Source organism: Saccharobesus litoralis, from assembly GCF_003063625.1.
In the GTDB taxonomy this organism is placed as follows: domain Bacteria; phylum Pseudomonadota; class Gammaproteobacteria; order Enterobacterales; family Alteromonadaceae; genus Saccharobesus; species Saccharobesus litoralis.
On sequence record NZ_CP026604.1, the window covers coordinates 1,668,300 to 1,693,324 of the forward strand.

The following is a 25,025-nucleotide window of genomic DNA, read 5'->3' on the forward strand; positions in this document are numbered from 1 at the left end:
TGGGGCGAGTAAGCGCTGACAATGAACCATAAAGCCTGAGCGAGAAGACTAGAGTGATAAGTTAGCTTGCTGTGGACAAATGCTTCGCTGTATTTGTTTTGGTTTACCAAATCACCCTCGACACGATCACGGCTTACTAACTGACTCACTAATCACACATAAAAATAACAAAACAATTTGAGGTTAAAATGTTCAAGACAAAACTCAGTACGCTTACTACTTCTGTGGTAGCGCTGGCGTTGCTTGGAACCACACACGCCAAAGCCGGAGAGGTTTATCCTACTTCGGTTCAATATGATTTAAACACTCAGCAAGATATCCAAGTTGATCTGATCCCTGATCCTGGAACAGGCTTTTGGTATCTAAAAGACGTCAACAGTTATTCCAACTATCAAGGTGTACTCACCATCAACAGCGATTTTTTACAAACGCTAAGTGCAGGTGAGCATGACTTTGAAGTGTACTTTAGTGATGGTAGCTATGATGTATTAACTGTCGCTGTTAGTGATGGCTCTAATAATAGCGGAGGCAATGGCAACACGGGTAATGATACTGGAGACACAGGTTCAGGGCAGGACTCAGGTTCTGATTCTGGTAATAGCGGCTCTGACAATACGGGTACAGATGCTTCGAATACATCACTTGTATTAACTATCGATCAAGCTAACCTATCAGACGGTGCCAATCTAGCCAGTGATCACATCAATTTGAACAAGGGTTTAGCGCAGTGGAGCTACAATGCCCCGACGTCTGGTCAATATCAAATCGATGTTATTTATCAGTCGCCTTATGGTAGTAAGGTTAATAACTTTTATGTAAATGATAACGTGCAGAGTGTGACGACAGCTCAAACTAGCAGTGATGCCAGCTATCGTTTTACATTGGAGTTAGCTGCAGGAAATAACACTATAGGCGTGGATGCTCGTAATCAATGGGGATATATCTGGCTGCGTGGCGTCAATATTATTGCTCCGGCAGATAGTGACAGTAGCACAGGTGATAACGGCACTGGTGACAACGGTACCGGTGGTGATAATTCAAATTATCCAGGCAGCTATGTTACTGATAGCACGAAAGACAACTTTGCAGATTTCGCTGACACCATCCCTAGTGTCGCCAGCAATCAATACATAGTTCAAACCGATCAAACTCAGGTGTTCGGTGATTATGGTGATCTATACGATGGTGCTTTGTTTGACAAAGGTTTGGGCCAAGACGTTGGTATCGCGTGGGCAGGATGGAACCCATATCACTACGAAGCTAATAAAGCGACCAAGATGGCGGTGATTGATGAATACAATATCAAGCGCGTGTCTTTCATTCCGACCTATTTTATCAGCACATATGCAGAGGGTATTCGTTGTCATGACGATAACAATACGTTAAGTGCTGCCAAACAAGCCTCTTTAATAAAAGAATTAATCGATAAAGGCGTACGCGTTAACTATCGTCCACATATCGATCCTATCCAATTCTCTTGGTTGGGAGCTAACGGAAATGAAAATCCTGGTTCATTAAATTGGCGCGGTTTGTTTGATCAACTTGATCCTATGGCCGATGACTATAAATGCGTAATTGATAAAGGCTTAGCAATTATCGAAGATGTTTTAAACCAAGTGAACCTGCCTTTAGCCGAACCAATTCGATATGACATTGGTGCTGAGTTAATGGAGTCTACTAAAAACTATCCGGCACGTTGGGTCGAGTTATTAGCCTATGTTAGGGCGCAAGTTGCAGCCAATCCGACATTAGCCAACAACGTATTTTTTAGTCACAACTTTAGTCATCATATTCAATACTTGATGGAGCTTGAAAATCACCCTGAGTACTTCTCAAGAATTGTTTCAGGTTCCAGCTTTCAACAGTATCAACACTTGTTGTTTTTGGATGATATGACGGATCAGCAACGTGCAGATATTGCCAACTACATTAAGGCGTTGGATACGGTTACTGTGTCGCAATATATGCCAATGGATATCTTAAATCCGGTTACGGACAACAATTCAACGAGCATACCGACTACCCCAAGCGATGTAAAAGATGCCTTGCAGATCCATGAACAAAACTTTTTGCAAAAAGTGTTGATGGGCAAATTGGGTATTGCTAAAGATGATCTGCCGCCATTCCATTTAGGTGAATATGGTATGGGTGTTAAAGGCTTAGTGACACCTAATGTTTGGGATAGAGATGAAGTCACCGCTGCAGAATTGGTTAGCTACGAAGCTCATCAAAAACATGCCGAAGTTGCGATTAAGGGCTTACTTGAATATATGCAAGATCCTAATACTGTTGCTAAATCATTAATGATTTGGGTCAGCGGTGCGCCTTATGATGTGATTGGTTTTTATAATGGCGATGGTGTTGGATTAGATGTTGGTGACGCCGAGCATGGTTATCCGGGACAATCTCCGTTTAATGTTGAGGCCGCTGCAGCATTAAAAGATTACTGGACAGCTAATTCAAATAATCCTCAGGATCCAATAGATCCAATAGATCCAATAGATCCAACCGATCCGACAGATCCAACCGATCCAGTTGACCCTAACGATCCTGTGATCCCGCCACTATCCACCACAACTTTAACAATTGCTGATGCCGTTGATTCTAGCGTTACTGTGCAACCCGTTACGATTGAAGCTGACTATATTCAAATTGAAAATAGCCAAGTAGGTTCTTCTGCAGGTTGGGACTTTACCGTTGAAACCGCAGGACAGTATCGCATTACTTTAAATGTCGAAAACGTTAATGGTGATAATCGGGTTAACCAAGCTTTTCTTAATGGCACGGTTAAAGACTTTACTGTTTCTTCAACAGCACAAATAGTTTTTGATGCTGAGTTAGAAGCCGGTTCGCATAGCACTGGGATCCGAGTTGCCAATACCAGTACACATTGGGGATATGTTCAGCTTAAATCCGCTACGGTCGAGCATTTAGGCAGTTTATCGATTAGTTCACCCACTTCAGGTGCGCAATTACCAAGTGGGCAAGATATTGTTGTGCATTTTGATAAGTTAGGTAATGGTGATATCACCTACAGCATAAACAGTGGTGCACAGCAAACTTATAGTGGTGCTAGTCCATTGGTTATCCCTGTTACCAATGAAGGTTTTTATCGTATTAGTTTAGGTTTACAAGGTACGAGTACAACGCAAAGTATTGGAGTTACCGTGGGTGAACTCACCACGGGTTCATTTGTTACCACCAATGGCACCCAATTTATGTTGGATGGTAAACCTTGGTACTTTAATGGCACTAATCAGTACTATCTGATGTACAAGCCAGAACCTATGGCGCAAGACTTCTTTAATCGAGCCGAGGCGGTTGGTTTAAATGCGGTTCGCACTTGGATGTTTTGTAATGACGAGAAAACCCATGACGGGGTTTGTATTAATCTGCAATCCGGCAATAGTTTTGTATTGAGCAAAGCGCCTAGTGAGCGAACGGCTGCTGAGCAAGCCTTTATTGATCGCAGCTTTGAGTTGTTCGATAACTATGTGGCGTTAGCGGCTGAGAAGAATATTCGCTTGGTGCTGAGCTTAGCGGACGAGTGGGACTATTTCGGCCGAATTACCGATTACGGGCCCTATACCGATATGACAGGGCGCGCCCAGTTTAAAGCCTTTATCACTAACTTACTTAATCACACCAATCAAATTACTGGTATCGCCTATAAAGATGACCCGACCATTATGATGTGGGAATTAGCTAACGAACCGCGGATTGCCAATGGTTTTGCTGATTGGGTAGATGATATTGCAAGTCATATTAAATCAATTGCACCACAACATTTGGTATCGATTGGTATGGAGTCTTCGTTCAACTTTAATAGTTCAGGCGACGATTACCAAACCCTTAAATCACTTAATGCCAATCCTAATATTGATGCTGTTAGTGCGCATATCTATCCCACTTGGTGGAATATGACAGATGCACAAACCGTTAATAATTTTGAACTGTTGGCGCAGCTAGGTCGCGAATTAAACAAACCTACCTATATTGGAGAATTTAGCTGGCCAGCCAATGTAATTCGACCTGTTGGTCAGGAAGACAGCGCGGCTTATACCACGGGCACTATTGAAGCGGGTTTGGCTAAACGTACTCAAGTGTTTACCGATTGGTATGCGGTTGCTTGGAATAACAAAGACGCAATCGGCGGTATGTTGAGCTGGCAACTTAGCGGCCTTGAATGGGGCAATGGCAGTACTGGCGGCCAGTGGGGTTCAGGCCCTTATGGTGAATATTCAGGCGGTTGGTCGGCTAACAATGATGGGTTCCAATTCTACTGTGTCATCAACGATAACGAATACAACATTACTGGCTTAGGTGCGCCAGGAAATAATGTTGAAGGCAATACCATTCACTTAAATCTGCATAAGCCCGTATGTGATCTGATCAAACAATACTCAGCGGATTACCGCGCATTGTTTGAATAATCAGTAGGTTGGGCTGAAGAATGAAGCCCAACAATTTAGTAAGAGGTGTTGGGCTTCACAAGCTCAGCACCAACCTACGAAAAACAATAACAAGGCCAAGGATGCGCCACCAATTTACTTAAATAACAAGTGTAATTAACACACAAAACACGATTTTGAGGATATTTATGAATAAATTAGCAAAAGCAATAACGGCAACTTTAGCCTTAGGTATGTCAGCTTCAAGTTTCGCTGGTTTCTATGTAAATAGTGGCGATATCTACGATGGTAATGGCAACAAGTTTGTTATGCGTGGTGTTAACCATGCTCACGCTTGGTTTACCGACAAGCTTGATACTTCGCTTTCGGGTATAGCTGCAACAGGCGCAAATACGGTGCGTGTTGTGCTAAGTAATGGTCATCGTTGGACAAAAAATAGTGCTAGCGATGTTGCCAATATTATTCAAAAAGCTAAAGACCATAACTTAGTGGCCGTGTTAGAAGTACATGACACCACGGGTTATGGTGAAGATGGTGCAGCAGCGACATTATCATCGGCGGTAGACTATTGGATCAGTATTAAAAATCAACTTGTCGGTCAGGAAGACTACGTGATCATTAATATAGGCAATGAGCCATTTGGTAACAATCAGGCGGCAAGTAGCTGGATTAACGATCATAAAACGGCGATCACACGTCTGCGTAACAATGGTTTTACCCACACGCTAATGGTTGATGCGCCTAACTGGGGACAAGATTGGCAAAACGTGATGCGCGATAATGCATCTCAAGTATTCAATCATGATCCAGACAAAAACATCGTATTTAGCGTGCATATGTATGAAGTTTACGACAGCTACAACAAGGTTAATAACTATATGTCGACGTTTGCCAATAATGGCCTACCACTTGTGGTAGGTGAGTTTGCAGCGACACATAAACAATTTGATGTTGATGAAGCGTCAATCATGGAACGTGCTGAATATTATGATATGGGTTATCTAGGTTGGTCTTGGGATGGCAATGACGCCAGTTATGGTGAAATTGATATCGTTAATAATTGGAATGCTAATTCGTTAACCACCTGGGGCAATACCTTACTAAACAGCAGCAATGGTATAACTAACACCTCAGTATTATCGACTATCTATACCGGTGGCTCAGGCAATTATCCAAATTGTAGTTCAGCTGCGGCTGATCCTGATGGAGATGGTTGGGGTTGGGAAAACGGCCAAAGCTGTATTGTTGTTAATACCCATGCGCCGAATGGTTTCCCTTACTGCAGCTCATCATCGGTTGATCCCGACGGTGACGGCTGGGGTTGGGAAAACAATGGTTCTTGCGTAGTACAAGGTTCTGCCGCGGATTACTAAATCATACTGTTTTTAGCTATCTTCTAACATGGATGCCAGTTTGATCTGGCATCCATTATCTAATAGTAAAAAGCGTTTAGTTCCTTTTCAATTTAATTTTGATTAGTAGAGTGGTCTTTTGTAGGTCGGGTTCTCGCTTAATGCACCGAGTGTGATACGAGTTATCATGGACGGTAACCTAACTATATAAAACGTGATGGTTTGGCCCATCCCATCGGTATTCAGGTGCAGGCGGAAACCAACTTATGCGTCATTGGTAAAGAGCTATAGTCGTGAATGATAAGGAAAAGGCAAACACAATGATTTGTCAGGTGTGAATTAAAGAGACGAACAGTGTAGGTATCGAAATTTAAGTACACTAAGACTGCTCGCGCTCAGAGGTAATTTGTATTGTGTTTACTTTATTAAAAAGCGGGAAGGTTTATAACGCCTTCCCGCAGCTTATTTAAGTTAATTTTTGCTACTCATCATCAATATATAGCTCGCGGTCAATTGAGTGTAGATATTCGATTAAATCGCTGCGCTCACTTTCGCTGATATCGACATAATGATCACCAGTGCTTAATACATCTTGCAACGTTGCTGCACTACCATCATGGAAATACGGCGCGCTCATCCAGAGTTCGATCAAGCTTGGCGTACGGATGACAGTTAATGTACCGTTTAATCGCTGACCTGAACTAGCTTTGATGGTGCCAACATCATGACTTAGACCATCACGATACGCTTGGCCACTATGACAATCGGCACAACCTTGCTGATTAAACACTTGCTGACCACGCTGGGCAGCAGTACTTAGCTGACCAGAATACTCACGGTATGGCGAGCGGGCGACTCTGTCTTTACCCAAGCCATTTACGTATGCCGCCAATGCATCTAACTGTTCAGATTGACCACTGGTGATATGGCTTAATGGTGACATGCCTTGCGTAAAGGTAATGTCTGGAATTAAGCCATCGCCACCATTAAGTTGTTCCATTTGGATCTCAAAGTCTTGTACTTCATCAAAGTTAGCCGACCAGTGTAAGTTACCAAACCGCGTACCACTGCTACCATTTAACGATAAGGTGTTACGCAAACCTTCACCTAGGGCTGTGATATCCCAAGTCATACCATCATGACCACCATCAGCGTGGCATGAAGCACAAGTCATATAACCTTCACGCCCCATTTCTGGAATGCTCGAAAAGTAGAAAGTTTGTAAGCCGAGTAGCTCTTGGTCTGATAGCTTTTCTTGGGTCACTGTCGATAAAGTTTCTATCGTTGGAGTTAGGTTATTGCTGTGCATATAGCTGGCAACATCAATAGCACTGACCGTGCGATCCGTATAGTTTTTCACATAGAGGGTACGCAAAGTGGTACACATTTCTTGAGGCGCTGAACCTGTGGTGATCTGCGCTGAACTGTTACGTTCATGATTAGTTAAAATCAGATTGTTGTTACCACGCAAAGTATGGGCTTGGATCTGTGGATTGGCTAACAAGGTAATACCTGAAGGATCGGCGCTGTTATCCAAATCGATACTGCCTTCCGTCGTAGTCGGATCAATATTGGCATCCGCGCCTGCGGTTAAGTCGAGAATGGCGATCATAGGTCTGATCGTATTGTCTTCATCAAGTGGCTCGCCACTGCGTTGTAAACCGCGATCGACATTGGCTTTATTGGCAGTGATCCAAGCGCGTGTGCCGTCTTGATTGATAACTATGCTAGATAGGTAGTTAGGTACACCCGAGCCATTGACAATATCGTCTCTGACCAAGACTTTATTAATGGTAATGGTTTGGCTTAGCTGCATGTCATCACCAATTTCAATGTCATACACCTCGCCATGTTCCATGGTCGAAATAAAGCGTGTGACTAACAAGCGATCGGCAAATAGCGCCATGGCTTTTGGTGTTGGGCCAACGGTTATTCGTTGTGATATTTCCCGCCGACCAACATGCAGCTTAGCCACTTCACCACTGCCATATAAGGCAACATACAAGTTATCACCATCAGCTACTGAAGCTATGGGATGGCTGCCGTGGCCGGTATCTATGGTAAAGCGAGGATAACCATCTTCGTTATAAAACACTACCTTGTCATCATCGGCATGGGTAACAGCAAATAAACCAGCAACCTTGCTAACTGAAGTTGGCTTTTCAAAGTTAAGTTTAACTTCGCGGCGCAGTTGGTGAGTTTTGCTGTAGTCATTCGGGTCTAAACTTGTTGAGAATATCGCGACACTGTCGTTATCTGGGTTAACTACCCATAAGTCTTTATTTTCCGCTTCGGGCTGACAGGCCATTTGGCTCGACTGATTCGGAAAATAAGGAACACCTGAGTATGACGGCGCGACTTCTCTTGGCGCTCCACCAATTGCTCCTGGCGTTGGTTTAAATAAGTCGCCGTTATCGGTAGTAAAACTGAACTCATACGGCGTCATCACATTGCCCATAAAATCAGCAATGCCAGAAACCTGTACTCGGTATTCGGTATTCGGCTCAAGATATTCATCAGGCCAAACACCTAATATTCCGGTATGCGACAATTGCAAACGGAAGTTAACCGCTTCGCCAGTTTCAGCGATAGTTAGCTGCACAGCATTGTTTAAGGTTTCACTACGCAATGTTTCTGGGATATGAATTTGGATCAGGCCATCAATTGGGTATTCACTTTGCCCAGCTAGTGGTCTGTGTCCCGCAACATAAGGTGCATTAGTGTCAGGCTCATCGTCGGTTACAAAAAAGCACATACCTTGTTCATTAACATCATCGGTTTGCCACCAATCATAACCACCAAATAAGCCAACTTGGCCTAATGGTCGGAAGTATTGGCTGGAATCACATTGATTCGCGATATCGTCAAACTTGTAAACGATCTGTTTGAATTCGGCATCCGAGATATGTTTATCGACATAAGCAGATTCGCAAGCTTGCATATCCACTTTGAAATGATCGACATAGGCATAGTGATCTTGGAAGTTAACATACATAGGATCACTCGAACCGTCGCCATCACTTTGGTCGGTTTTATCGACATCGAAGTACAATTCACAACTTAGTTGTGGATTGGTTGGATCGGTAAAATCGACAATAAACATGCCCGGATTAACTCGGCGTGGCCCAGCATCACGAGCGCGTGCCGAGAATACCATTTTATTAGCGCCGTAAGATTCTACCCAGTAACCACCTATACCGATTTGGTTAACGCCACCGTTGCCATCAGGCTCAGACAAGGTAGGTTGATAGACACTAAGTAAACGTGGTTCGCGACCTTCTTTAAAGCCTGATACATCATAGATCGCCATACCGGTCGAGAGTTGATCCGAAGTCACCACAACTAAATTACCCAACCAAGTGGTAAAGCCTGTTACGCTAGTTGTACCAAGATGATCCCAATGGGTTAACACTTCACCTAACCAACCATGGCGCTGACTAACACCTAACACGCCATCTGCAGGAAAATCGGCAACGATGCGTGAGGTATCTCGAATAGCCATGGCACCTGAAGTATCAAGATCGTAGTTCCAGTAATTGCGCACGTAATAGGGCGCGGTTAAATGGGTATAGCTAATCGGATCATAAATAGGTTGGGTTCGATTCCAACGCCAAAAATCATCGACTCGGACGAGCTGGCTATTTGAATCAGCCCCCGATGGGTCAAATTGCAGATCACCCGCACCGCGGCCATAGAGTAATGGCCCGCGCTGCTCATCAACTCGGATCACTGTGGCATGAGCATGAATTGGCATGGACGCGACTTGGCGTGGTTCACGTAGTTCACGGATCAACTGTGGGTTAGTGAGATCCGATAAATCCCACGCTGAATCGCGCGCTACATCGATTAAATCATTGGCACCTTCAACGTTAACTAAACTACTGCCGGGTAATTCCGGTAAGTTGATCATAATTGGGCCAATCGGCATTAAGATCGCCGTGCGGCCATATTGCTCACCACGTTTAACAACAAAATCACCTTGCTGACCGTAATCGATATTCGGTGGATAGTCTGCTGCTTGGCTCAAGCCCGAAATGGCAAGGCTAGCGATTAGGCTGAGTTTTAAAAATGCTTGTTTGCCTATGATAGAGTTTAGGGTTGATCTTAGATTTGAAATATTCATTACAGCGCCTCCACAATAATTGGTTGGCTATATACGGCATTGCCTCGTTCGTCACTAGCTTCGATAAGAATGGTTAACCCAGTTAATTGGCTTAAGTCATTTAACGTGACGTTTAATGCTTGAGTGACTATCTCGTTTGGCGTTTCGTTGCCATACCAATATAAAACTCGGTACTGGTTAGCGCCGCTGTCGGCCCAGCTTAGACTAACTTGATTGCCTGTCACTTGGCTGGTTACGACAGGCTCTGCTAGCGCAATGGCTGTACTAGAAGAATATTCAAATGGATATAAATCACTGTTGTTACCTAAACCATCGCCATCTGAGTCTTGGCTTTCAGTTGGATCGGTTGGAAAGGCATCGCGCCCGTCAATTACCCCATCGCCATCGGCATCATTTTGACCATGGTCTTGCGACCAGCCGTTGAACTCGGTTACCACTTGCCACGCTAAAGCTTGATAATAGGCAGCCTTGTCAGCCGCTATATTGGCTGGGCTCGGATAAGGTGTTTGCGGATGTTGCACTGAGCTGTAACCAAACTCGCCTTTACCGTTAAATTCAATATTGGTGGTGGCATTAACAGGGTTAATTTCGTAAACGCTAGCGTAGGTAACTAACGCGATAAAGTATTCACCTTCTGGGCTTAAGCTGACGATACGGTTAGTACCATCGCCACCTTCCCATTCGTAAAAGAAATCTGGGTACTTAAAGACTTCAGAGATAAATTCACGACCTTGTGGTGGTCTTTGCCCGGCTTGGTATCTGTCGTATAAGGTCGCTAAGGCTAACCCCGCGGGGATCACGCCAACGCCTCTCGCCTCAGGTGTTAAGCTATCAACACTTGGTAAATAAAACGTACCAGGCTCTGAGCTGGGTTCAATTACACCATTTACCGTATCGGCCACTTGCTGCCAACGTGGGGTATTAGTTGCTAATTGTTGACGCCATGTCGTGAGATCACCATTTAATACAAACGGCCATGTTTGCATGAGATAGGTTTTACCTTGTGGATTTTGTTGATACAGATACTCAGCAAAGCGCGCGGTATAGCGGCTTAAATGGCCCCAGCCACTGCGGATATGATTCCAGTTATCAGCGATAATTAAGGTTGCATAATCTCGGCTGTTTAATGCGCGCTCATCATTGTAATTAATACTGCCTAAACGATGGCGTAATTGTTGTTGGCCAACATAAGCAAAGTCACCAATTTCGCCATTAAAATCGTCTCCCCAGTTTTGATACAAGGAATCATTCCAAGCCATTTGATAGCCATAATCCATAGCATGACCAAAATCATCACTGATATTTTCCAGCATGGACATCATGTTGTTGGAAGTTAGTGAAGTACCGACAAAGAAAATATCACCGACGTGATTAGCTTCAACCAAAACACTTAAGTTAGGATCATTTGGGTAAGCATCGGCGTTATCACCCACACCATCGCCATCGCTATCAATCGACTCCGTGGCATCTAGTGGGAAGTGATCTTGATGATCCAATACTTGGTCACTATCGGCATCCCATAAATAAAACTCGCTTAAAAATTGCCAAGCTAAGTTTTGGTAAAATTCGGCTTTAGCGGCAGGGATTTCTGCCGGTTGCGGGTAGGGTGTTGCAGGGAATAACTTGTCGCTATAGCCACTCCAACCTCTGTGATTAAATTCAATGCTGTTTGAAGCACCGATAGGACTGCGTTGATACAAGGCTCCATATGTTACCAGCGCAATAAAGTATTCGCCCTCAGGACTAAGATACCCGACATGTTCACCACCATTGGCGTTTTCAATACCGTTTGAAAAATCGGGGTATTTAAACACTTCCGAAATAAATTCCTGTGCTTGCGGTGGGCGTTGCGGATTTTCGTTATGAAAAGCATCGTACAAATAACCAAGGGCATTAGCAGCCGGAATTAACTCGACATCTGGCGCTAGTTCGGCGCGAATATCGGCAGGTGCTAAATAGAAAAACTCAGCTGGATTATTGTTAGCTGGCGAATCGCCATTGACGACATCAATTACACGTTGCCAATTGGCAAAACTCGAATCGATTTGCGCGCGCCAACTGGTTAAATCCAAAGATTCAACGGTAGGCCAAGTTTGAAATAGATAAGTTTGGCTACTTGGGTTGGCAATATTGGCTTCATTGGCAAATCTTGCTACATATTGTGGCGTATGCCCCCAAACATGGGCTATGGCGTTAGGTGCTTCGGCCAGTATTACTTTGTCGAAATTACCACTGGGTAACCCTTGGCTATCGTTATGGGCTAAGCCATTATGTGAAGCATATATTGGCCCAGATTTAGCTCTAAAACCTTCTGCTTCTGGGTTTATTTCATCACCCCATAAGTGGAATAAGAATCCGCCTATGTGGTAATCATACTGGTGATCAGTGCCAAATCCCGAACCTATATTTTGCAAGGTGGATAATGACGACCAATTGAGTTTGCCATAGCTAGCCACATAAAGATTACTAGTGGCTGGTGGACTGCGAAATGATGTGCTTTGAACGTCTATTAGACTATTTTCAGACTGACTGTTTCCAGATAGATTATCGCCCGGTGCGGCTAATACCACTCCTGACATGCTCGCTAACAACAGAATAGATAATGACCTATTCATAGCTATCTCCCTATTTTTATTTTGTTGGTTATGTATGCTAGAACATCAAGTATTGCTAAATAGCTATTTGCAATTAATGAAGTGCTCCAGATAAGCGTACCGGAGTTCAAACAAATTAATTTCAAAAAATAGAAAGGATTAGATTGAATTGGTTAAAAGTGCGATGGGTGTCTAATTTTTTGCATCTAATTTTTTGCAGAAAGTATGTAGGTTGCCATGAGCGCAGCGGATCGCAACACGAACATGTGACTGTGTTAAGCCCATCAAACAGAGAATATGAAAAACTTGGGTAATTAAGTAGGGAATGCCATTGGTGTCTGCAACCACAATCGGTGCGGTTCGTTGAACTCACGGCACCCTGCTGTAACCTGCGCAGTTTTTATCATTTAGGATATTTTCCTTTGCTGCTTAAGCCACTGCTTTGGTGGCAAACCATACTTTTCTTTAAAGCAGCGTGAGAAATATTGGCTATTGGAAAAACCTAATTCAAACGCTAAATCGGTTATGGATGTATAGGTTTCATTTAATAATAAGCGGCTGGCGTGTTGCAGGCGACAATGAGCTAAAAATAGGATTGGACTGGTATTAGTGAGTTGCTGACAATAATTGCTAAATGCCGAGCGCGCCATGCCGCAGTGGCGAGCCATATCATCTAATGTCCATTCATAGCCTGCGAGTCGATAGTTCGATTCAAGCTCTTGTAAAAAGACTTCTACCGCTCTTGCCTTTGTGGTTAAGTGCTCTTGCGAAACGATATTTTGTGTGCGTAATAACTCAAGCAAAGCTAGCAATAGATGATTGAGATGAATTTTTAAATGTGAAATGTAGGGTTCAATCGGTTCGGCAGTCACATAGCTTTGAATGCGCTTAAATATATTGAGTATTTCGTTATTGGCTTGCCACGCCGGATGTTCATTACCGCGTAGTAATTGTTCTAATTCTCGCTTGTCGTCTTCGGTTAAAATGCACCACTCTGGCCAGTGCCACGCTTGATTGGGGCGGCGCACACCGACATCTAAAATTATCCAATGCAATCGCCCTGGGCCAATATTGGGGCTACCGACTTGATGCAGTTGCCAAGGGCGAGTAATAGTTAAGGTTTTGGCAGGCGTGTTATAGTTTTTACCATCCACAGTCAGTGTATTAGTGCCATTTTCCTGAAAGCATATTTCTATCCCTTCGTTACGATGTGGCTCAATTCCCCAGTCTTGCTCGCCAACCACATGCATAAAACCCATACTACTGATCCCTGCTAATTGTTCGGCCGCTAACGCTTTACCAGGGTAATTACCGTGAGTTAGCGCGTGCATTTCAATTTTATTGTTTTGTACTGCCGACACCTGAGGTAAGCAATTGTCAATTTCAAAACGCAGTTTATCAAGGGTGTAGATGGGTTTATTCATTCTGGTTTTTACTGTCTGTTGGTATAACCTAAAGTCTTTATAATATTTACCAAGTGGTTCATCAAGCAGTGTTTTCACTTAACGAGTAAATTTTTGTTTTTACATGTGGCATTTTGTGGTGGTTAAGACATTAGGTATATAGGCTTAAATTTTTTTGCCCCAAGAACGTTATACAAAAAACAACTGTAAACAAAAGACAATTTTAATAGTGGTAATATGAATAAATTGATGACAAATAAGTATTTAAGTAAAACCGCAGCACTTGCTTCGGCTTTTGCCTTATCTGCTGGCATTGTTGGTTGTGCCGTGAATGGCAACAACAATAGCAGCCAACAGTCTGTTAATAATGACAGCTACGCCGTTAGTGCTGAGCGCCTTGCCAAAAATGTTGCCAAGCCTGTACCGCAACAAACCAATAAAGTTAAACCTAATATTTTATGGATATTAACCGATGACCAAAGGGCGGATTCTATCGCCGCGGTTAATATGGCTTTGCGCGGAACAAAAGAAAGTGAATTAGGTTATGTTGAATCACCAAGCTTAGATGCCTTAGCACAAGAAGGTGTGTTGTTCCCACTGGCTTATAACCAATCACCGGGTTGCTCACCATCACGTTATTCTATGGCTACAGGCCAATATCCGCACCGCAGTGGTCGCTATGGTTTTGAATACGCGCATCGCCAAAGTGAACATGCCAAACCTACTATTCCAGAAGTGTTGCGTGAGCATGGTTATCAAACCATGTTAGCCGGTAAGGCGGGCTTACGTCTTAAAAATGGCATTAATGTTAAAGGTGTACCGCTGACTTACGATTTTGAAGTTGAGCGCTATGCGTTAGAGCGAGCGGGTATTGGTGACTGGACTAAGAAAACGGTAAGAGATAAAAAAACGGGTAAGCCAAGCGTGACAGAATACTTTCACTATGCGGATGGCAGTAAAGACTCGTTCGTTTACTCACGTAACGGTAAATTTGTTGACGAGCCTAACCCAGCAGATAAAAAACTGGATATTATTCGCTCTTATACTCGTGCTTTACCTGTGTTGATTTTAGCGGGTGAAAGCCCGATGCCAGAAGACAAAACCACAGATGGTAAAATTCTCGAAGCATTTCAAAACTATTTAGGCAATGCTAACCAAAGCTATACATCTATGCTGGGTAAAAAGATCCAAGGTCCAACTGACGATAAACCAGTAATGGTGAGCTTGAGTTTTCACTTTCCGCATACTCCGGTTTTACCGCCAAAGTCTTACCAAGATCGTTTTGAAAAAATTCCTTACAAATTGCCAAAATTTAGTAAAGACGAAGTAGCTAAATTGCCACAACAGCTAAAAAAGCTATACAAGAATACCAAGGCAGATGGGTTAACCGATGCTGAAAAGCTAAGAACCATCCAAGATTATTACGCGTTTACCGCCTATGGTGATTCATTAATTGGTAAAGCGATTAAAGATTTTAAAGAATACAGCAAAAAGACTAATCGCCCTTATTTGATTGTTGCCACCGTCGGCGATCACGGTTGGCATTTAGGTGAGCAAGGGATTCAAGCCAAATTTGCACCTTGGAACAAATCTGGCCACGGCGCCATGATAGTGGTTGATTCTTCTGGTGAATACTTCCCGAAAAATACTGTGCATACGGATTATGTTGAATACGTAGACATTGCTCCTACCTTATTTGCTGCCGCGGGTGTTGATATAGATAACGATCATCAACACTTAAATGGTTTTGATTTAGCTGATGTTATTCGCCAGCCTGAGCTTAAGCGTGACTATGTATTGGGTGAAATGAACCAGATTATCGGTGATCGGGTTTATTTGCGCTCTAAACGTTGGGGTTTCTCGATGAAGATCCGCCCGAAAAATGGCAAACCGGGGGAAACTCACGAAGCCGGTGAAGATATTATGTGGGCCGTTAATGCAACACCGCAACAAGTTGAAATGGCGTTGTATGATATGCAATGTGATCCAAATGAGCGTAACAATGTTGCCTATGATCCGCGTTACAAAAATATTGTAGAGGCGTTACGCTTAAAAACTCAAAACATCTTTTTGGGTGATAACCGCTTAGAGGTTAATTGGAAAAAGCAAAACGTTTACCACATTAGTGATTTTGCGGTTGGCGCGCATGATCGTAAATTAACTCAAGTTGACGCGATTGCTGCACCTGAATGTTTTTAGACTATAGTCTTCTCGCTCAGGTCTTATGGTTCATTGTCAGCGCTTACTCTCGACTTTGGCTCCTGCGTCGTTCTAACACCTAAATCCATTTAGGCGGCCCCAATCACATAGTAGAGCATATGCTCATGGGGTCTCGAAGCTTGCCTGCATGGATGCAGGTAAGGGGCGTGAGCAGGACGCGGTAGCTTTGACGGCTTTGCTTACATGGATGTAAGTACTTAGGTTTCGTCTGGAACTAGAAACCTGCCCCTAAAACCTGATCGCTTTGACTATATTAATAGAAAGAGGTCCATTGTCAAAACGCAATGGACCTTTTGTGTTGCAATGCTTATATAGACAAGGAAGACAAGCGCGGCGTGAGATAATTAAATCCTTCCTTGGTTTACCAGCATAATCCTTAATCTTCTCTGAAATATGACATATTCATCGCTTATATTTTGATCAATAGGCCTATCAATAACCAGTTAAATTTATAACCATTTGCCAAATTGTAGGGTCGATTTCACATCGACAAATTTTGCTTTAGCCGAAATAAATCCCAACAAAACCGTGGCTGACGAAACCTAAGTGCCATGCTCTGTAGGCGCGGTAAAGGCGAGGGTAAATAGCAAAACCATGGCTTGTATAACCAACTACGCTGAATAATGACGATCTTTAGTGGCGTAGTACTCGGTATGAATTTTACGGCTGCCGTAATGTTTTTCGTCGTAAGGAGGCTGTTAGGGCGAAGAGGTGGCGGGAGGTAACCCCGCCCTTGGATGAAAATCTGGCTTAGGATAAAAAGCCTAAACTTTTGGGTAAGGCTTTTAAAGCGGCTAGTTCGTCTTGATTGGTCAGCGCCTCTATAATGGCTTTATAGTAGTCAAAATGTTCTGGGTTAATGTTTGTATAGTCGGTATTCATAACTAAGCGCATCACGATAGGGTGCCAAACATTAACTAATTCATCACCACCTTCCATATCAACTAAATACTTGTGGAAATCAATCATGGCTTCGGCAGTGTCGACTAATTGATTGTGTTTGTAATGCAGTTTAATACAACCAAAAATGATACTGAGTGAATCAATATCCGCTTGGCGTGCTTTATTAATTTGACTACTAATCGCTTGGATTTCGATTTTTTGCATTAAGGTTAACAGCAATTGACGCAAGTCTTCACTAATTAAAGGTGCCACAGTTGGCGGTGTATTTTTTTTACATTCAATTACGCCTTCAATATTCAATTGGAATATAGCATCTCGCACTGGTGCTGACGACACACCAAATTTTTTGGCAAGCTGTTGTTCATCTATTTCAGTACCTGGCTTGATTAAGCCTGAGATGATTTCTGTTCTGATCACTTTGGCTATTTTATGATGAGTCGTAATGGCGAGTGGTGCGTTCATCGTGTTACCTCGTTCTCTATTAGAGTGTGTTTTCTTGTTGTGTTGTTAATAAGATGTAATCAGAAGGCGGTTTTGACACAGGACGCGTGAAAATAATTTAAAAAAATGATGCTGTTAAAATAAAAGTGTTTAAAATCAATTAGTAATGCTTTTAAGGTTTTTTATTTTATTTTGTAATGAAGAATTAAATATTTTAATTGTTTGCAAAGTAAACATAAATGGGGTGGATAGCCACCCCATTTGTTAGTGAATTATTACATTCTTTGTTTTGACTAATTTTGCTCGTCAGCTACAAAGAATTCAAAGTTATCCATATGGAAAATTCCTTTTGTTTTTGAGTAGATATTGATTTCGAGATAGCCTGAATCAGGAATAACTTCATGCGGAACACGCATACGGACTTTGATCATACCGCGTTCACTGACTGCTTGATTAATAAAGTTAAAGCTCATGGGCTTCCAACCTGGAACAGCATGCACCCAGCCTGAAGGGGTCGTGTGTACTAAATTAACTTCCCCTTCTTTTAATCTGACGTCATAGGAAAATATGTAGTCTTTGTCAGGATCAATGCGCCATTTACTCAGGGCTTTGTAGTTTACTTTTATTGCCATATCACCCACATAGGTGTTGGCATAAATACCGTAATTGCCTGTAATTGCGGCCTCTTCACGCACTTCAATTTGCGCGTAGTTATTTTCGTTTTCGCTGACCTTTTCTTGAATATAGGTGCCGATTTCGCCGTTTTCGATATCGCCATTGTATTTAGTTAATATGTTGCCTTGCGTGATCACAGGCTCAATTTTAATGTTGTCTATGTAATATTCTTCTTCTGGTTTAAAAAACATTAGCTCAAAGCTAGTGCCGCTGGCAGGCCAGTTTTCACCAGGAATGTATTTTTCAATGGTGATCCACTCACCTGGTTCATTTATCTCAAACCATCGACCAAAAGCGGTGCCAATAGGTTTAGCACGGTTATTAAATAGTCGTCCGGTAATGCCTGTTTGACCTGTATTATTGTTTAAGCGTTTAATGTCCATCGACAATTTAAACAATTTGCCATTGTGCATATAACCTTGTGGAAAGCTTTGTTTTTTGACTTCCAAATAAACATTGCCACCTTGAGTGTTAACGTATAAACCATAATTGCCATCTTTAGCCGCTTGACTAGTGACTTCGGCATAACCTTGGGTTTCCGGCCGAGAGCGCCAATGTGTCAACGCCCCTGTTTCAAAGTCACCATTTAAACCGAGCAATAAATCATTGCTGGTAAGTTGAGATGCGGCGCGCACTTGACTATTTGCGGCTGTGTTTTGTTGGGACGTCGGTGTGGCATCGAGTAAGGCTGAATTGGCAGCATTGTTCGCCAAGGCCAAATTATCCTGTGGTGATTGGAATGAGGCTTGGTGAGCTAATAAGCTGGTATGTGTTGGTACATTGGTAATAGCTTGCGGCATATTTTGATTAAACTGAATATCGCCACTGGCACTGATATCAAAGGAGATACTGTCAGGTTGGTGCCAAGCGATCCAACTCGTTGGTTTGGTATATTCGTGTTCAGCATCATTGAGCAATTGGCTTTTATCCGCATTATGCAGTTTAAAAAATCGCCCGCGAGTTTCAATTTGGGCGTGCGTGCCATGAGGTATTTTAGTGCGTATCTGCCCTTGTAAAAGCTCAATTTCATTTTGATTGCGAATTAAAAACTCGCTATCGGCTTTGGCGACTAGCGTGATGCCATTGTCGAGTTCAATCCATTCATTGTCTTGTTCAATAGTATAGTGAGTGCCTGAATCTGTTGTTACGCCGCGATTTTGAATAATACTTGGGGTTGCGGTGCTAACGATTGGGTCGTCAAACGCGTTATCTTGCGGTAAATACAACCAAACAATGAAAGCCAGCATGATGCTGGCAGCAACTGAGGTAATGGCTTTATAAAATAGTTTATCGTTAGCCGCTGGCGCTTGCGAGAACGCTGGGGAATTGCCATGTAAAGCGTGTAGTTTTTGTTTAACTTGATCTGCAAAGGTGCTGGACTGTGGTTCGTTTAAACGCATGCGCATTTCTTTAACGAATATATCGCTGCCTTGATCTTGCGTATTAAAGCGTAAAATTCTATCAATCAATTTATGTTTGGCTAGGTAATCAAGCAATTCAGGATCGTTTTTACATTGCTTGGCGAGTGCCAACTGATGGCTGCGATCCTGTATATAAGCGGCAACGCGTTTTTCTGTTTCTTTGTCCATTCGATTACTTCACTATATTCATGTTATGCGGTTTGCGCGGCTAACTTTTCATCTATGCACTTACGTAGTTTGTCTCGTACTCTATGCAAGCGCATAGTTAATGTAGAGTGTTTAACGTCGTGCATTTTAGTTAAATCGCCTACGCTATAGCCTTCGCTATAATGTTGAACCACCAGTTTTTGTAAATCGTCGCTTAATAAGCCCATGCAGCCTTGCAGGGCCGAAACTACGGTATTTTCACCATCGTGTTGTAAGTTTGCTTCGATCTTGCTGTTTAGCATGTCTTCAAGATCGTTAGAATCACCTACCGCGAGAGGTTTGACTTTACGTCGGTAATTGTTCAGCAGATTTAATGCAATGGCTCTAAACCAATATTTAATGGGGCGTACTGGTTCGTATTCATCAATACGGCTAAAAGCGATAATAAAAGCCTCTTGCGCTAAATCTTCTGCTTCGTGCGCGGTATCTAAACGAGCCGCAAGACAAATGCGAACTTCTCGCTCATGGTTTTTCACTAATTGCGAAAAAGCGTCAATGTCCTTGTTTTGCGCTTTAACTATTAATTCTTGCTCGTCAATGATATTCAAGGACTGTCTCCAACATCTTTCAGGCTTTAGCTTAATAAAAAAGCCTATTAATAAATGTAATTACAGGGTCGTTTTGACACAGTTGTCGTTAATAAATTTTAGGCGTGATTTAGATATTATGCATATTTTAATGCTGACAGAGTTTTGTTAACAATATTTTTGTTTTTTGTGTCAAAAGGGCAGGCTTGTGACATAGAGTTAATAATGAATAGGTAATTGGCCTATTCAACCAAGCTATGTGATTAGGAGTAAAAATGATCAGCCGAGTTAATAGGTTAATAACAGGTTTAGCCAGTTTAAGTATCAGTATCTTGTTAGCTAGTTGTGCAAGTAATCAAACCGACGTTAACCAAGCCGTAGTGGTAAATAAACCCGCTTATATTAACACTAAAACCAAGCCAAATATTTTGTGGATTATTACAGATGACCAGCGCCCAGACTCAATTGCTGCTTATAATCGCGCAGTTTACGGCACAGCCAATAGTCCGCTAGGCTATGTTGAATCCCCAAATGCTGACAAGCTCGCCGCCGAAGGTGTTATTTTTACCAATGCGTTTAACAACTCGCCTGCTTGTGGTCCTTCTCGGGGCTCTATGCATTCTGGTCGCTATCCTTTTCGCAATGGCCATTATGCATTTGAGTTAACCCACCAAGAGCCAGACTTTGTTAAACCTACGGTTTCGCAAACCATGCGAGCGAATGGCTACGGTACAGCAACCTTTGGTAAAGAAGACGCATACATTTTTAAATGGGGGCCTGGCCAAGGGTTTCATGATGCTAACCTGTACGACTATAAAGTACATTTTAAACACGATTTACAAAAAAATGGCTTTGGTGATTTATTTACCAAATTAAAGTACGGCAATGTTGATGGTAAATTTTCGCCATTGGGTTTAACTGAAACCGTTTTATATCCTAATGGCGATAAAAAATCTTATTATTTAAAACGCCACAAAGCGCCGCGCAATGCTGAAGACCAAAAGCAACTGGAAGCAACAGATAAAGAATTCGATTTGTTGCGCTCTTATACTCGCTCTAACCCAGATTTAATTATTGGTGGTGAAAACCCTAAACCAGCGGGTGAAACGGTAGATGCTTATATTGTTGAAGAATTTAAGCGTTATTTGGCGAATCAAAACCAGTCGTTTAAAACCTTGTGGGGTAAAAAAGCCCAAGGAGCAAATTCAAATAAGCCGCAGTTTTTACATTTAGGTTTCCATTTGCCGCATACACCGGTTTTACCGCCAAAGTCGTATCGTGATCGTTTTAAAAAGATTAAGTACAACGTGCCGCAGTTTGATAAGGCGGCCGAGCTAGGTAAATTGCCTGCTCAGTTGGTTAAGCTATACAACGCAATGCAAGCCGACGGCATGACAGATGCTGAAAAGCAGCAAGCGATCCAAGACTATTATGCCTTTTGTGCTTATGGCGATGCCTTAATGGGTGACGCGATTGAAGCATTTAAGCAATACAGCAAAAAGAACAATCAAGAATATGTGATTATTTTTACCGTAGGTGATCATGGTTGGCATTTGGGTGAGCAAGGAATTGAAGCTAAATTTGGTCCTTGGGCGCAATCGGTAAATAACGCAGCGATTGTAGTGTCTTCTGACAAAGACAGATTCAAACCAGGTTCAGTTAATCAAGACTTAGTTGAATTTGTCGATTTTGCACCAACCATTTTAGCGTCTGGTGGGGTGGATATTAATAAGCCCGCGTTTGATTATTTAGACGGCTATAGCCTGTATGATGTTGCCGCCAAAACCAAGCCAGCCCGTGATTACGTGTTAGGTGAAATGAACTTGGTTATTGGTCCCCGTGCCTATTTGCATACTAAGCGTTTCCGTTTTTCAATGCGCACACGGCCGTTTAATAACGTCAACTTAAAACCTAAGCAATTAGGCAATAACATTAAATGGGCATTGGTTGCGCCAGCAGAAAAAGTGGATATGGCATTGTATGATCTTAAATATGATCCACTCGAGCGTAATAACTTAGCCAACGATCCTAAATACCAAAAGTTAGCGGCTTGGTTCCGCAACAAGTTGGGCAATATTGTATTAGGTGATGGCCGAGTTGAAGCAGACTGGTCTCAAGCCAATGCTTATCACATCAGTCATTTTGCAAAAGGGGCGGATGACAAAATTGCTGACATTCCAGCTCATTTAATTCCTTAACTCTTCGTTTATCGCTACGCGGAGCACTGATATGCTCTGCGTGACTTTGCTTTTTGAACTCTAATTAATCAGGCATTAATTGAGCTTTGTTGGTTAAACGGCTGTAGTTCGTCTTGCCACAAACGATTAAGTGAAAAATCATGAAAAAAAATATCAAATTATTAACACTGTCGCTTTTGCTGTCGATGACAGTTGGCACAGCTTTATTACTGAGCGCTTGTCAGCAAAATGGCAATCCAACTGATGAAAATAAACACAAGGTAAAGTCTTTACCTGATGAGCTAATTTTAGGGTTTGAGCAAAGCGTTATTCCAGCTGCAATCAAGTTAAAAAATGCCAAAGGCCAACTAGTAACAGAGGCAAGTGCCGTTAGCCAAGGCCAGCAAGCGTTACGGGTAAAGTTTGACGCCAAAAACAAAGAGCATACATCCATAGTGATTGAGCCAAAAACACCGTTTGATTGGTCACATATGCAAGACTTTAGTTTAGCGTTTGATATTGCCAACCAAGGTGAAACCTCGGTTCATTTAATGTTGGGTGTTACTGATATTAAAGGTCGCTCGTATACTCGCGCGGTTAATATTCCGGTTGGTCCTAGTAAAACCTATTACTCAAAAATGCATGGCCATGATGTCGGCAGCCCGAATAATAAAAAAGGCGATAAGGTAGAGTTGAATTTAAGCTCGGGCTTACGCTCCAATCCTGCTACATGGCAAAGTGACGACACCCAGTTTGTATGGATGTGGGGTACTAAAAACCTTGAGTTATCAGGTATTAAGCGTATTAGTTTGAGCACGTCGTACAATCTGCGAGATAAAGAAATCACCCTAGATAACATTCGCTTAATGCCACACCCAGAAATGGATAAAAACTACTTGGTTAATATTGTCGACAAGTATGGGCAAAGCGCCAAGATGGAATACCCTGAAAAAGTCCATTCCGATGAGGAATTAGCTGCCAAAACCCAAGCAGAATTAAAGCGCTTGCAAAATGGCAAAATGCTGGCCGATCGGTCTAAATACAGCGGTTGGAAACAAGGACCAAAATTAACTGGCACGGGCTATTTTAGAACAGAGAAAGTTGACGGAAAATGGTGGTTAGTGGATCCCGAAGGCTACTTATATGTTGCCACCGGAGTCGATATTATTCGTTTGTCTAACGCGTCGACGATGACAGGTTATGATTTTACGAAACGCTCAGACAAAAGCACACGTAAAGTGGTGTCTGATACGCGCGCTAATATGTTTGAGTGGTTGCCTGAATCTTATGATCATCCGTTAGCCGACCATTTTGGTTATCGTGGTGGTGCTCACTCGGGCGCGCTTAAGCGTGGTGAAGTGTTTAGTTTTTACAGTGCCAACCTTGAACGTAAATACGGTGAAACCTCTCCACAATCCTATTTGCGCTCATGGCGTAATGTCACTATTGATCGCATGCGTCATTGGGGCTTTACCTCGCTAGGTAACTGGACTCATCCTATGTATTACGACAATACTAAGATCCCTTATTTTGCCCACACATCGATTAACGGTAAGTATAAAACCGTATCGAGTGGTAACGACTTTTGGGCACCCATGCCAGATGTGTTTGACCCAGAGTTTGCTCGTATTGCAGATAAAAAGTTGGCGCAAGTGGCCAATCAAGTCAAAGGTTCAGAGTGGTGTGTTGGAGTGTTTGTCGACAATGAAAAAAGTTGGGGACGCTCCAATTCGCGCAGTACCGAGTTAGGAATTGTCATCCATACCTTAAAGCGCAACGGTAAGCAGGTTCCGACCAAAGCTAAATTTACCCAAGTTATGCGCGATAAATACAAGGATATTAAATCGCTTAACCAAGCTTGGAACACCAATATTGCCTCGTGGGCCGCATTTGATAAAGGCGGCTTTAATAGCCAATTGCAAAAGCGTAATAAGGTACAAGACGCAGACTATGCGCAATTACTTGCTGTGTATGCTGATCAGTATTTTAAAATTGTTAGCACAGCAATGAAAAAACATATGCCTAACCACCTGTATTTTGGTGCGCGCTTTGCCAGTTGGGGCATGCCAATGGAGGTTGTTAACGCGTCTGCACCTTATACCGATGTCGTGAGTTTTAATAACTATAAACCTGGGATCACCCAACCTACATGGGCGTTTTTAGAAGAGCTAGACAAACCGACTATGATTGGCGAATTCCATTTCGGCACCTCGTCGTCTGGCTTTTTTCATCCGGGCTTGATCCACGCAGCCGATCAAAAAGATCGCGCTATGATGTACAAAGACTATATGCGATCAGTCTTTAACAACAATTATTTTGTGGGGGCGCATTGGTTTCAATATCACGACTCGCCAATTACTGGCCGAGCTTACGATGGTGAAAACTACAATGTTGGTTTTGTCACTGTAGCGGATGAACCCTACGAAGAAATGGTGAAAGCTGCAAAAGAGTTACACGGAGAAATGTACTCGCAGCGCTTTAATCGCGCTAAGTAAACATATGTTGTTAATAAGTTAGCAGACAGCTAGCCGGTTAAAGCTTTGTTTTTAACCGGCTAATTGACTAAAAAG

At 42.6% G+C, this 25,025-nt stretch carries 11 protein-coding genes; 5 read left to right on the forward strand and 6 right to left on the reverse strand.

Features of this window, described 5'->3' with window-relative positions; translation table 11 throughout:
• The first annotated feature begins 188 nt into the window (after nucleotides 1-188).
• Complete coding sequence (locus C2869_RS05890) at nucleotides 189-4,433, forward strand: CBM35 domain-containing protein (protein ID WP_108602069.1); 4,245 nt, start codon at nucleotides 189-191, stop codon at nucleotides 4,431-4,433.
• 167 nt (nucleotides 4,434-4,600) lie between these two features.
• Nucleotides 4,601-5,785 (forward strand): cellulase family glycosylhydrolase, encoded by a 1,185-nt coding sequence (locus tag C2869_RS05895; protein WP_108602070.1) that lies wholly within the window; start codon nucleotides 4,601-4,603, stop codon nucleotides 5,783-5,785.
• 460 nt (nucleotides 5,786-6,245) lie between these two features.
• On the opposite strand, the gene C2869_RS05900 is transcribed toward C2869_RS05895, so the two are convergent.
• The 3 genes from C2869_RS05900 to C2869_RS05910 form a co-directional block, all read right to left on the reverse strand.
• Nucleotides 6,246-9,887, reverse strand: coding sequence for an Ig-like domain-containing protein (locus C2869_RS05900; protein WP_108602071.1), 3,642 nt, complete (start codon nucleotides 9,885-9,887; stop codon nucleotides 6,246-6,248).
• A complete protein-coding gene (locus tag C2869_RS05905; protein ID WP_159084058.1) occupies nucleotides 9,887-12,502 on the reverse strand; it encodes a hypothetical protein in 2,616 nt (871 codons plus the stop codon). The genes C2869_RS05900 and C2869_RS05905 overlap by 1 nt, the downstream gene beginning before the upstream one ends.
• Nucleotides 12,503-12,888: 386 nt before the next feature.
• Nucleotides 12,889-13,905: an AraC family transcriptional regulator gene (locus C2869_RS05910; protein WP_108602073.1), complete on the reverse strand. Its 1,017-nt coding sequence runs from the start codon at nucleotides 13,903-13,905 to the stop codon at nucleotides 12,889-12,891.
• A gap of 216 nt (nucleotides 13,906-14,121) precedes the next feature.
• Between C2869_RS05910 and C2869_RS05915 the strand changes: the two genes are divergently transcribed.
• Complete coding sequence (locus tag C2869_RS05915; RefSeq protein ID WP_228710778.1) at nucleotides 14,122-16,083, forward strand: sulfatase-like hydrolase/transferase; 1,962 nt, start codon at nucleotides 14,122-14,124, stop codon at nucleotides 16,081-16,083.
• A 771-nt stretch (nucleotides 16,084-16,854) separates the two neighbouring features.
• Here the strand turns inward: C2869_RS05915 and C2869_RS05920 are convergent.
• From C2869_RS05920 to C2869_RS05930, 3 genes are all read right to left on the reverse strand, one after another.
• Nucleotides 16,855-17,469: a GntR family transcriptional regulator gene (locus C2869_RS05920; protein WP_108602074.1), complete on the reverse strand. Its 615-nt coding sequence runs from the start codon at nucleotides 17,467-17,469 to the stop codon at nucleotides 16,855-16,857.
• A 272-nt stretch (nucleotides 17,470-17,741) separates the two neighbouring features.
• A complete protein-coding gene (locus C2869_RS05925; protein ID WP_108602075.1) occupies nucleotides 17,742-19,712 on the reverse strand; it encodes a carbohydrate binding domain-containing protein in 1,971 nt (656 codons plus the stop codon).
• A 23-nt stretch (nucleotides 19,713-19,735) separates the two neighbouring features.
• Entirely contained in the window at nucleotides 19,736-20,299 is a 564-nt protein-coding gene (locus C2869_RS05930) for an RNA polymerase sigma factor (protein WP_159084059.1), read from the reverse strand.
• A 254-nt stretch (nucleotides 20,300-20,553) separates the two neighbouring features.
• Here C2869_RS05930 and C2869_RS05935 point away from each other — a divergent pair, with 254 nt between their 5' ends.
• Together C2869_RS05935 and C2869_RS05940 are read left to right on the forward strand one after the other, a co-directional pair.
• Nucleotides 20,554-22,476, forward strand: a complete 1,923-nt coding sequence (locus C2869_RS05935) for a sulfatase-like hydrolase/transferase (RefSeq protein WP_108602077.1) — start codon at nucleotides 20,554-20,556, stop codon at nucleotides 22,474-22,476.
• A 140-nt stretch (nucleotides 22,477-22,616) separates the two neighbouring features.
• Nucleotides 22,617-24,950 (forward strand): beta-galactosidase, encoded by a 2,334-nt coding sequence (locus tag C2869_RS05940; protein ID WP_108602078.1) that lies wholly within the window; start codon nucleotides 22,617-22,619, stop codon nucleotides 24,948-24,950.
• Nucleotides 24,951-25,025: the final 75 nt, after the last annotated feature.